Annotated in this window: 10 protein-coding genes; 4 read left to right on the forward strand and 6 right to left on the reverse strand. The window is 72.8% G+C overall.

The window, feature by feature from the left end:
- Window positions 1–96: 96 nt before the first annotated feature.
- Window positions 97–1,296 carry an MBL fold metallo-hydrolase gene (locus HG543_RS45420; RefSeq protein WP_169351211.1) on the reverse strand — a complete coding sequence of 400 codons (1,200 nt, stop codon included), beginning with the start codon at window positions 1,294–1,296 and terminating at the stop codon, window positions 97–99.
- Between the two features lie 192 nt (window positions 1,297–1,488).
- Between HG543_RS45420 and deoC the strand changes: the two genes are divergently transcribed.
- The 4 genes from deoC to HG543_RS45440 all read left to right on the forward strand — a co-directional run bounded on the left by deoC (window position 1,489) and on the right by HG543_RS45440 (window position 5,084).
- Window positions 1,489–2,172 (forward strand): deoxyribose-phosphate aldolase, encoded by a 684-nt coding sequence (gene deoC, locus HG543_RS45425; protein ID WP_246357762.1) that lies wholly within the window; start codon window positions 1,489–1,491, stop codon window positions 2,170–2,172.
- A gap of 17 nt (window positions 2,173–2,189) precedes the next feature.
- Window positions 2,190–2,582: a TraR/DksA C4-type zinc finger protein gene (locus HG543_RS45430; protein WP_169351213.1), complete on the forward strand. Its 393-nt coding sequence runs from the start codon at window positions 2,190–2,192 to the stop codon at window positions 2,580–2,582.
- Window positions 2,583–2,645: 63 nt separating this feature from the next.
- Window positions 2,646–4,373, forward strand: a complete 1,728-nt coding sequence (locus HG543_RS45435; protein WP_169351214.1) for a phospho-sugar mutase — start codon at window positions 2,646–2,648, stop codon at window positions 4,371–4,373.
- A 60-nt stretch (window positions 4,374–4,433) separates the two neighbouring features.
- Window positions 4,434–5,084: a hypothetical protein gene (locus tag HG543_RS45440; protein ID WP_169351215.1), complete on the forward strand. Its 651-nt coding sequence runs from the start codon at window positions 4,434–4,436 to the stop codon at window positions 5,082–5,084.
- A gap of 25 nt (window positions 5,085–5,109) precedes the next feature.
- Here the strand turns inward: HG543_RS45440 and HG543_RS45445 are convergent, their stop codons facing one another.
- The 5 genes from HG543_RS45445 to HG543_RS45465 form a co-directional block, all read right to left on the reverse strand.
- Complete coding sequence (locus HG543_RS45445; protein ID WP_169351220.1) at window positions 5,110–6,279, reverse strand: hybrid sensor histidine kinase/response regulator; 1,170 nt, start codon at window positions 6,277–6,279, stop codon at window positions 5,110–5,112.
- A gap of 354 nt (window positions 6,280–6,633) precedes the next feature.
- On the reverse strand, window positions 6,634–7,563 hold the full coding sequence (locus HG543_RS45450) for an ABC transporter permease subunit (RefSeq protein ID WP_169351216.1): 930 nt from the start codon (window positions 7,561–7,563) through the stop codon (window positions 6,634–6,636).
- Complete coding sequence (locus tag HG543_RS45455) at window positions 7,556–8,689, reverse strand: ABC transporter permease (RefSeq protein WP_169351217.1); 1,134 nt, start codon at window positions 8,687–8,689, stop codon at window positions 7,556–7,558. The genes HG543_RS45450 and HG543_RS45455 overlap by 8 nt, the downstream gene beginning before the upstream one ends.
- Window positions 8,682–10,259 carry an ATP-binding cassette domain-containing protein gene (locus HG543_RS45460; protein WP_169351218.1) on the reverse strand — a complete coding sequence of 526 codons (1,578 nt, stop codon included), beginning with the start codon at window positions 10,257–10,259 and terminating at the stop codon, window positions 8,682–8,684. The genes HG543_RS45455 and HG543_RS45460 overlap by 8 nt, the downstream gene beginning before the upstream one ends.
- Window positions 10,260–10,297: 38 nt before the next feature.
- A partial coding sequence (locus HG543_RS45465) for a BMP family lipoprotein (protein WP_169351219.1) occupies window positions 10,298–11,412 on the reverse strand: 1,115 nt, incomplete at its 5' end.

The raw sequence follows: 11,412 nt of genomic DNA on the forward strand, positions 1-11,412 counted from the left end.
GATGCGTATAAGAGACAGGCGGAGGGGCGGCCGGCGGGGGCTCCTTGCAGGCCCCCACGGCCAGCAGCACCCCGAGGAGGGCGAACAGGCGCGGGCTCATGGATGGCAGTCCTCGGCGGGGCGGCGCTCGCGCACGGCGGCGGCGCGGCTCGGATACACGGTGCGCTCCGACTTGGAGCGCTTCAGGGTGGCGCAGTCCTCGCGGTGGAACACCTTGCTGCCCTTCAGGCTGATGAAGCGCGTCTCCTCCGCGCCCGCCCGCGAGGCCGTCATCGTCGCGTCCGCCGGGCTCCTCGACGCGGTGGCGCCCCGCGACGCGGCGCGGGAGCCCTGGGGCTCATTGGGGACGATGGGGCCGAGCGCGACGGGGCCGGGCTTGAGGCCGCCGGGCACCACCAGCGGCGAGCCGCCCCGCCCCGCGCGCACAGTGACGGAGGTGCCGTCGCTCACCGCCACCACCTCGCCGTCCTGGTCGGTGCGGAAGACGCGGGCGCCCGCCGTGCCCAGGCGCTCCAGGGCCTCCGCCGTGGGGTGCCCGTAGTCATTGCCGGCGCCGCAGGAGATGACGGCGGCCTTGGGCTTCACCGCCGCGAGGAAGGCGGCCGTGGAGGAGTGCTTCCCGCCATGGTGCGCCACCTTGAGGACGGTGGAGGAGAAGTCGATGCGCTTCTGGAGGAGGGCGGCCTCCGTCTCCGGCTCGGCGTCGCCCGTGAAGAGGAAGGCCGTCTTCCCGTACGTCAGCTTGGCGACGATGGAGTTGGAGTTGGGGTCCGAGCGCGTGTTGTCCAGGAAGGGCTCCTGCGGCACGCGCGGCCAGAGCACGGTGAGGGAGGCGCCCTCGCCCAGGCCGATGGTGAGCAGCGTGTGCGGGGCCTGCGCGCTGGGCTCCGGGGTCATCACCTGGCCCACGCTCGTGCCCACGAAGTCCAGCAGGTCCCGGTAGGCGTCGCTCGGATGGTCGAAGCCCGGGTCCATGAAGCGCTTCGCCCCCACGGCCTTGAGCGCCTGGGTGAGGCCCCCCAGGTGGTCCAGATGGGGATGCGTGAGGATGACCAGGTCCAGCGGCTCTCGCACCAGCTCCTTCAGCCTGCGCGTCAGCCGCTCGCGCGCCTCGGGCGGGCCGCCGTCGATGAGCACCGTCTTGCCCGTGGGGGACACGACGAGCGCGGCGTCTCCCTGGCCCACGTCGAAGAAGTACACGGTGAGGGGCTTCGCGGCGGGCGGCGCCGCGGCCAGACCCGGGAGCGAGGCCAGCAGGAGGACGAGGAGGGTGAGCAGCCGGGCGGAAGACGTCACGCAGCGGACTCTACCGCCGTGCTCCCACCCTCGGCACCTGGAGGAGCGACGGAAGGGTGCTTCCCGTGCGAGCGCTTCCCGGAGGGCGGGAAGTGGGCTATGGGGCGCGGCATGTCCGACTCCGACGTGAAGGTGCCCCAGGACTCCGCCGCTCGCTCCCCTGTCGAGTGGCCGGACACGGCCCGGGTGGACATGGAGTCCATCCGCTCCCCGGCGGACCTGGCACCCTACATCGACCACACGCTGCTCAAGCCCGAGGCCCGCGCCGAGGACGTCGTCCGGGTGGCCGAGGAGGCCCGCAAGCACGGCTTCGCCACGGTGTGTGTGAACAGCGTGCACGTGGCCACCGCCGCGCGCGTGCTGTCCGGCTCCAACACCGTCCCCATCGCCGTGGTGGGCTTCCCGCTGGGCGCCGCGCTGCCGGCGGCCAAGGCCTTCGAGGCCCGCGAGGCCATCCGCCTGGGCGCGCGGGAAATCGACATGGTGCTCAACGTGGGCGCGCTCAAGGCCCATGACTACGCGCTGGTGCACCAGGACATCGCCGCGGTGGTGGAGGCCAGCCGGCCGGTGCCGGTGAAGGTGATTCTGGAGACGGCCCTGCTCACGGACGAGGAGAAGGTGCTCGCCTGCGCCCTGGCCAAGGCCGCGGGCGCCGCCTTCGTGAAGACGTCCACCGGCTTCGGCCCGGGCGGCGCCACCGCCGAGGACGTGGCGCTGATGCGCCGCGTGGTGGGTGACGACGTGGGCGTGAAGGCCTCCGGCGGCATCCGCTCCGCCGAGGACGCGATGAAGATGCTGCGCGCGGGCGCCAACCGCCTGGGCGCCTCCGCGTCCGTGGCCATCGTCACCGGGCAGACCTCCACCGCGAAGTACTGACCCTCCCGGGAGGCGGCGTGAACGCGAAACAGCGAGAGGAACTCAAGCAGCTGCTGCTGGCGCTCCACTCCGAGCTGACGGAGAAGACGCCCGCGAAGATAGAGCCCAACCGCACCGACGACGCGCGCATCGGCGGCGACGAGGACGAGCAGCCCCTCAACGAGATGATGCAGGCCATCGCCTCCAACCGGAACCGGAACATGGACGGCGTGCTCGCCCGGGTGCTGAAGGCGCTGGGCAAGCTGCGCGACGACCCGGACTCCTTCGGCGAGTGCGAGGAGTGCGGCGACGAGATTGTCCTGGGCCGGCTGCGCGCCATGCCCTACGCCGAGTACTGCGTCACGTGCCAGGGCGCCAAGGACGGCCCCAAGGGCCCGGCCACGCGCAAGAAGCTCACCGACTACACCTGAACAACCGGCGCTCGGAGCCACGTGCCCCGCGCGTCCCCACGGCTACACGAGGCTTCGAGGCTCATGGACACCACCGGACTGAGAGAGCGGGCGGAGGCGTGGCGTCAGACGGACCCCGACCCGGCCACCGCGGCGGAGCTGGCGCAGCTGCTGGCCCGCGGTGACTGGAACGAGCTGGCGGACCGCTTCGCTGGCGATCTGGAGTTCGGCACCGCCGGCCTGCGCGGCGTGCTGGGCGCCGGCCCCAACCGGATGAACCGCGCCGTGGTGCGCCGCACCACCGCGGGGCTGGCGCGCTACCTCAAGGCCCATGTCCCGGACGTCGCCACGCGCGGCGTGGTGGTGGGCCGCGACGCGCGCCGCCTCAGCGCGGAGCTGGCCGAGGACACCGCCGCCGTGCTCGCCGCGGAGGGCATCCCCGCGCACGTCTTCCCGCACCCGGTGCCCACGCCGCTGACGGCCTTCGCCGCCCTGCACCTCGACGCCGCCGCCGCCATCATGGTGACGGCCAGCCACAACCCGCCCGAGTACAACGGCTACAAGGTCTACTGGGGCAACGGCGCTCAAATCATCCCCCCGCACGACACCGGCATCGCCGCCGCCATCGCCCGCGTGGAGCCCGCCAACCAGGTGCCCCTGCTGACGCCAGCGGACGCGCGCGCGAAGGGCCTCTGGAAGGAGCTGCAGGACGGGGTGGGCGAGGCGTACCTGCGCGCCATCCTCGGGCTGCGCGTGCACGGGCGCGGCTCGGACTCGCTGTCCATCGTCTACACCGCCATGCACGGGGTGGGTGGCGTCTGGGCGGAGCGCGCCCTGCGCGAGGCGGGCTTCCCGCGCTTCACCGCCGTGTCCGAGCAGCACATGCCGGATGGCCGCTTCCCCACGGTGCGCTTCCCCAACCCGGAGGAGCCCGGCGCCATGGACCTGTCCCTGGCCACCGCCGAGCGCGTGGGCGCGGACCTGGTGCTGGCCAATGACCCGGACGCGGACCGGCTGGCCGTCATGGCGCGCGGCGCGGACGGCAAGCTGCGCATGCTCACCGGCAACGAGGTGGGCGTGCTGCTGGGCCACTACACGCTCACCCAGGGCACCAAGCGCGCGCGGCCCCACGTCGTCACCACCATCGTCTCGTCCACGCAGCTGGGCGACATCGCCCGCGCGCTGGGCGCGGCCTATGACGAGGTGCTGACGGGCTTCAAGTGGATCGCCAACCGCGCGCTGGAGCGCGAGCGCGCCGAGGGCACCCAGTTCGTCTTCGGCTACGAGGAGGCGCTCGGCTACACCGTGGGCACGGTGACGCGCGACAAGGACGGCGTGGGCGCGGCGCTCGTCATGGCGGACCTGGCCGCGTGGTGCCAGTCACGCGGCACCACGGTGCTGGGCTACCTGGAGGAAATCCAGCGCCGCCACGGCCTGTACGTGGGCGCCCAGCGCAACGTCACGCTGCCCGGCGCCGCCGGCGCGCAGACCATCCGCGCCATCATGGAGGCCTTCCGCGCCTCTCCGCCCAGGCGCATCGGCGGGGACCCGGTGCGCAACGTGCTCGACTACAAGCAGGGCGGGCGCGGGCTGCCTCCGTCCAACGTGCTCGCCCTGGAGATGGAGGGCGGTGGCCGCGTCACCCTGCGGCCTTCCGGCACCGAGCCGAAAATCAAATACTACTTCGAGCTGAAGGAGTCGCTCGCTCCCGGCGAGTCCATGGACGCCGCCCGCCAGCGCGCCGAGGGCCGGCTGGCGCGCTTCATCGACGATTTCGTCGCGCTCGCGCGTGAGCGCGGGCAGCCCGCCTGAGTCTTCCGGCACACCCTCCCGCCGCGCCCGTCGCGCGGCCCCCCCACAGAAAGGCACCGTGTGAAGCGTCTGGTCCCCGGAGTCCTCCTCGCCTGCCTCCTGGTTCTTCCCGGCACCGCGCTCGCGCAGCGCGGCGGCCAGGGCTGGTCCGTGCTCGCCGCCGACTCGATGGGGCGGGGCAACACCGCCTTCTCCGCGCAGGTTGGCTGGCCCGGCCTCACGCTGGGCGTGCTCCATGGAAACTCGGAGCGCTTCGACATCGGCGGGAAGTTCAGCTTCAACTGGGGCCGCGAGGGCTGGGTGCGCTTCACGGACCCGGGCATCAAGCTGCAGGGGTGGCTGCGGCTGATGCTGGCGCAGACGTCCCAGGTGTCCGTGGCCGTCACCTTCCAGCCCGGCCCCTTCTTCTACTTCAACGAGGGGGATACGGACGTGGGCCTGGCCCTGCCCGTGGGCATCACGGTGGGCATCCCCGCCGGCAGCGCCGTCATGGCGCACGTCGGCGTGGACATCCCCTTCCACGTGTACTTCGGCGAGGGAATCGGCCCCGTGTTCCCCATCCTCGTGGGCGGCGGGCTGGAGTACTTCATCAGCAGGGACCTCGCCGCCACCTTCAACCTGCGGCTGGGGCCCTCCATCATCCCCGACCGGCGGGGGGACCAGGGCGAGTTCACCCTGGAGGCCCTGTTCGGCATCGCCTACCGCTTCTAGGCGGCAGGCGAGCCGGAGTCCGCGGCTACCAGGACGACGTCTGCTCGGGCAGCTCCGCGGTGAAGGTGCTGCCCAGGTTCACCCGGCTCTGCACCGTGAGCTTGCCGCCCATGGCCTCCACCAGGGCGCGCGCCACGGTGAGGCCCAGGCCGGCGCCCTTCTCCGGCGCCTTCGTCGTGTAGTAGGGCTCGAAGACGGCCTGCACCTCGTCCTCGAAGATGCCGATGCCGGTGTCCTTGACGAACAGGCGCGGGCCGAAGTCGCCGAACATGTCCGGCAGGTCCACGCCCACGTGGATGCGGCGCGGGCGGTCCTTCACGTCCTCCACCGCGTCCGCCGCGTTGGCCAGCAGCTCCACCAGCACCTGCTCCAGCTGACGCCGGTTGAAGATGACCGCGATGGGGTCCTCGGGCAGCAGCACCCGCACCTCGGCCGAGCCCAGCCGGCCGGCGATGCGCATCCGCTCCACCACGGCGGGGACCAAATCCCTCAGGTCGAAGCGCTGGATGTCCTTGGGGGTGGTGGGGCCCAGCGACAGCAGGTGCTGGCCGTGCAGCCGCATCTGCTCGCCCGCCACGCCCAGCTTCTTGAGCTCCTCGGGGTCCGGCGGCAGGCCCTGCATGGCCCGCGTCTGCACGTGGGCCAGCGCCCGCTGCAGCCCCTCGCCCACGCGGCCCAGGTTCTGCGCGACGTCCGCCGCCAGCGTGCCCAGGCGCGCCAGCCGCTCCATCTCCACCCAGCGCGTGCGCGGGTCCAGCAGCGCCTCGGCGCGCTGACCCCCCGCCTCGCGGTGGGCCTTGAGCTCCAGCAGGGTGTGCACGCGGACCTTCAGCTCCAGCGGGTCCAGCGGCTCGGTGATGAGGAGGTCGTCGACTCCGGCTTCCAGCACCTCGCGGCGCGTCTGCCGGTCGGCGCTGGGGGTGAGCATGAGCACCGGGAGCGACGGGCCGCCCAGCTCCGCGCGGATGCGGCGGTAGGCCGCCAGGCCGTCCGTGCCGGGGCGCTCCACGTCCAGGAGCACCAGGTCCGCCGCCGTCCGCGAAGCCACCGCGGCCGCCGCCTTGCCGCTGGTGGGCAGCACGTCATAGCCGGCGGGAGCCAGGATGGAATGCAGCCGCTCCATCCCATGCGACTCCACGTCCACCGCCAGCACCCGGGGTCGGTACGCCGCTGCCGTTGCCGTCGTCTCCAGCATCACGCCACCCCCACCATGGTGACCGGGCAGGGCCGCGCCCGGGGGTTCCAGTTGTTCCTACGGACCGCATACCGGACTGGATGCGACTTCCCCCCCGGAGCCTGCGTCCAGTCCGGTACGCGGTCCGATACGGGCTCAAACCAGTGCGGGTTCCATGCCAGCCTCCGGGGCTGGCTTCCGTCGGTGGCCGATCAATCCGCGCTCAGGTCAACCCAATAACGGCGCGGGGTTGGAGTGTCGGCCAGCCGGCGCCAGGATGTTGCGGCCTGTTGCGCAGCCGACGCCCAGGGGTCACTTCTGACCAGGAATCAATATTGACCCGGGTGTGGGATGACCCTGCCCCTGGAGTGGTCCTCAGCGGGACTCCTGCTCATAGGGGGTACCGAGTGCGGCGGGGGCGCTGCTGCGCTGCCCCTGGAGGGTGAGGAGGGTGAGGGTGAGCACGTAGGGCAGGGCGAGCAACATGCCCTGAGGTATGAGCTCCAGCAGGCCGGGCGCGCTGGAGACGAGGCCGATGCGCAGCGCGTTCCCGAAGGCGAAGAAGAGCGCGGCGAGGAAGGCGCCCACGGGCGTCCAGCGGCCGAACACCATGGCGGCCAGGGCCATGAAGCCCAGGCCCGCGGGGGTGTGCTGCTCGAAGCGGTCCAGCACGGCGGTGGAGAGCACGGCGCCGCCCAGACCCGCCAGAAGCCCGCCACCCAGCACCGCGCCCCAGCGCAGGCCGGCCACGGACAGGCCCAGGGTGGCCACGGCGTGGGGCTTGTCGCCCACCGCGCGCAGCCGCAGGCCCAGGGGCGTGCGCGCCAGCAGGAACTGGAAGGCGAAGGGCAGCGCCAGCGCCAGGTACGTGGCCGCCGAGTGCCCCGACAGCGCGCCCAGCACCGGCACCGAGGACAGGCCGGGCACGTCCCACCGGGAGAGCTGCTGGATGGGGGGCGTGCCGTTGGGCCCGTAGAGGGACTCCAGCAGGAAGGTGCCGCCGGCCAGGGCCACCAGGTTGAGGGCGATGCCGGACACCACCTGGTCCGAGCGCCAGCGGATGGTGAGGAAGCCGTGGATGGCCGCCAGCGCCGCGCCCGCGAGCATGCCCATGAGGATGGCCAGGGGCGTGGGCATGACCAGCGCCGCCACCGCCGCGCAGAAGGCGCCCACGCGCATCATCCCCTCCACGCCCACGGACACCACGCCGGCGCGCTCGGACAGCACCGCGCCCAGGGCGGCGAAGACGAGCGCGGGCGCCGCGTCCAGGGTGGAGAAGAGCAGGGCGTGCAGCACCTCAAGCACGGGGGGCCTCCGTCGGAGGGGCTGCGTTGGCGGGCGCGGGAGTGGCCGCGGTCCGGCGGCGCAGCAGGGCCAGCCACACCATGCGGCCGGCGACGAAGAGCAGCGCGAGCCCCTGGATGAGCTCGGGGAAGGTCTGGTGGACGCCGAGCAGCTGCATGCGCGTGCCGCCCGCGCGCAGCACGCCGAAGAAGAGCGCGGCCACGGCGGCGCCCAGCGGGTGGTTGTTGCCGATGAGGGCGATGGCGATGCCGTCGAAGCCGTAGGGCGCGCCGAGGGTGCCGGGGTAGCGCCGCTCCGTGCCCAGGACGAGCACCGCGCCCGCCAGCCCCGCCAGCGCTCCGGCCAGCGCCATGGCGAGGCCCGTGCGCCGCGCCACGGGGATGCCGGCGGTGCGGGCGGCCTCGGCGCCCAGGCCCACCGCGCGCGTCTCGAAGCCGGAGCGCGTGCGCTGCAGCCAGACCCACACCGCCACGGCGAGGAAGAGCGCCAGCAGGAAGCCCAGGTTGAGGCGGGAGACGTCGCCGAGCAGCCGGGGCAGCGCCGCGGTGGCCTGGATTTCGGCGGTGCCGGTGATGGACTGGCCACCCTCGGCCACGCCGCGCAGGGGGCCGATGACGAGCCAGTTGTCCACGAGGCTCACCGCCACCCAGTTGAGCATGATGGTGGAGATGACCTCGTGCACGCCGCGGTAGAGCTTGAGCAGCGCGGCGAGCCCCGCCCACGCGGCCCCCGCGAGCGCCGCGGCCAGGAGCGCCGCCGGCACGTGCAGCACGGCGGGCAGCGACAGGTGGGCGCCGACGAGGGCGGCGGCCAGCGCGCCGAGAATCATCTGCCCCTGCGCGCCGATGTTGAAGAGGCCCACCTTGAAGGCCACCGCCACGGACAGGCCGGTGAGGGTGAGCAGCGCGGCCTTCATCCCGGACTCGCCCAGGGGGCGGGTGAGGACGGTGGCGGCGGCGCCCTCCAGGTACGAGGGCCAGTTGCCGATGCCGCCCCAGAGCATCTGGAGGTAGGCGTTCGCCGCGGTGTCGGGCGCGAGCGTGAGGGCGATGAGGCCCCAGCACACCGCGAGCGCGAGCAGCACGGACAGCACCGATGGGAGGATTCCGCTCAGCCGCTCAGGCATGGTCCGTCCCCGCGCCGAGCATGCGCCGGCCCAGCTCGCGCTCGTCGTACTGCGGCCGGGTGAAGTGGCCCGTCACGCGGCCCTCGAAGAAGACGTAGACGCGGTCGGAGAGCTTCAGGACCTCCTCCAAATCCAGGGACACCAGCAGCACGCCGGCGCCCTGCTCGCGGGCCTCGCGCAGCTTCGCGTGCACCTGGGCCACGGCGCCGATGTCCAGGCCTCGCGTGGGCTGCACGACGACGAGCAGCTTCGGCCGCGCGTCCAGCTCGCGGGCCACCACGACCTTCTGCTGGTTGCCGCCGGACAGCGAGCGCAGGAAGGCCGTGGGGTCGGGCGGGCGCACGTCGTACGCGGCCAGCAGGTCGCGGGTCCGCTCGCGGCGGCCTGGGAAGTCAATCCAGGTGCCCCGGGCGAAGGGCGGCCGCGTGTGACGGCCGAGCGCCACGTTCTCCTCCACCGTGAGGGCCTTCACCACGGCGCGCAAGAGCCGGTCCTCGGGGACGTGGCCCACGCCGCGCTCGCGCGCCCGGGCGGGAGTGAGGCCCGCCAGCGGACCTCCGAGCAGCGTGCCCTCGCCGGAGGTCAGGGGGCGCAGGCCGGTGAGCACCTCGGCCAGCTCGCGCTGACCGTTGCCGTCCACGCCCGCGATGCCGACGATTTCGCCCGCGCGCACCGTGAGGTCCACGCCGCGCAGCGCCGGGCGGCCGCTGTCCGCGAGCGCCTGGAGTCCGCGCGCTTCGAGCAGGAGCTCGCCTGCGGTATTCGCGGTCGGATCGACCGATGGTCGGGAGGCGGGCCGCGCCGCGAGCATGTCGCCCGGGGGCGGTGTGTTCGTCTCGAGCCCCATGCCGCTGGACGGCTCCCGCGCGCGTCCGGAGGCGGCCATCCCCAGCGCCGGGTGCCCTTCACCCACCATGAGGGCGGCCAGCTTCTCGACGGTGGTCTCCGCCGGGCGCACCTCGGCGACGACGCGGCCCCGGCGCATGACGGCGATGCGGTCCGCCACGCCGAGCACCTCCCGGAGCTTGTGGCTGATGAGCACCACCGTGCGCCCCTGCGCGACGAGCCCGCGCATGACGTGGGCCAGCTCGTCGGACTCCTGCGGCGTGAGCACGGCGGTGGGCTCGTCGAGCACCAGCACCTGCGCGCCCCGGTGCAGTGCCTTGACGATTTCGACCTTCTGCTGCGAGCCCACGGACAGCGTGTCCACGCGGGCGCGAGGCTCGAGCTGGAAGCCGAAGCGGGCGCACGTGGCGGCCACCTCGCTGACGGCGCGCTCCAAATCGAACAGGCCCCGGCGGGTGGGTTCGCGGCCGAGCACCACGTTCTCCGCCACCGTCAGCGTGGGCACGAGCATGAAGTGCTGGTGCACCATGCCGATGCCCCGCGCAATCGCGTCCCGGGGGCTCTTGAAGCGCGCGGGCTTGCCGCCCAGGGACAGCTGGCCCCCGTCGGGCTGGTAGAGCCCGTAGAGGACGTTCATCAGGCTGGTCTTGCCCGCGCCGTTCTCTCCCACCACGGCGAGCAGCTCACCGTCGCGGATGTCGAGCGACGCATCGGCCAGCGACACGCAGGCGCCGAACGCCTTGTGGATGTTCCGGAGGGAAATCAGGGCGCGGCTGCCTGGAAGGAGGCGAGGTCGGCCGGCACCGCCGGCACCTGGATTTCACCGGCGATGACGCGCTTGCGCAGCGTCTCCACCTTCTGGAGCGCCTCCGCCTTGCCGGGGAAGTCCAGGCGCACCTCGGCCATGCCCACGCCGTTCTCCTTGAGGCCGAGCACCTGCTCGCCCGCGTCGAACTTCCCTTCCACGAGGTCCTTCGTCGCCTGGTAGATGGCCAGGTCGGTGTGCTTCATCATCGACGTGAGGACGACCTCGGGCGCCACGTGGAACTGGTCCGAGTCCACGCCAATGGCATACACCGTCTTTCCGGCGGCGCGCGCCTCCTTCACCGCCTGGATGACGCCCATGCCGTCCGCGCCCGCCGCGTGGAAGAGGACGTCCGCGCCCTTGGCGATGAGGTCCTGCGCCACCTGCTTCCCGGCGGCCATGTTGTTGAAGCTGCCGGTGTAGACGGCCGCCAGCGTCTGCGCGGCCTGGGGATTGGTGGTCTTCACGCCCGCGCGGTAGCCCACCTCGAAGCGCTGGATGAGGGGCACCTGGATGCCGCCCACGAAGCCCACCTTGCCGGACTTCGTCACCAGGCCCGCCAGGGCGCCGACGAGGAAGCTGCCCTCCTGCTCCTTGAAGAGGACGGTGCGCACGTTGGGCAGCTTGAGCACCTTGCCCTGCGCGTCCAGCACCTGGCTGTCGATGAGCAGGAAGCGCGACTTGGGGTTCTCCTGGGCCGCCTGGCGCACGGCGTTGGCGAGCAGGTACCCGTTGCCGATGGCCAGCTCCACGCCCTGGTCCACGAGCAGCTGGAGGTTGGGGGCGTAGTCCTCCATGGCCTTGCTCTGGAGGATGATGGGCTTCACGGCCAGGGGCTGGATGGAGGAGGCGACCGACGCGAGGTGGGGCGGGAGCGTCTTGCGGACCTCGTCGGGGGAGGCATCCACGTACCGGCCGCCCTCGAACTTCTTGCCGGCGGCGTACAGCTCCAGGCCACGGAGGGCGGCGTCGTTGAACGAGTGGTCGCCGCGGCCACCGATGTCGATGACGAGGCCGACGCTGACGGGCTTCTTCGCGGCCTGCTCGGTGGGGGCGGGGCCCTGGGCACCGG

Origin of the sequence: Pyxidicoccus fallax (assembly GCF_012933655.1) — a bacterium.
In the GTDB taxonomy this organism is placed as follows: Bacteria; Myxococcota; Myxococcia; order Myxococcales; family Myxococcaceae; genus Myxococcus; species Myxococcus fallax.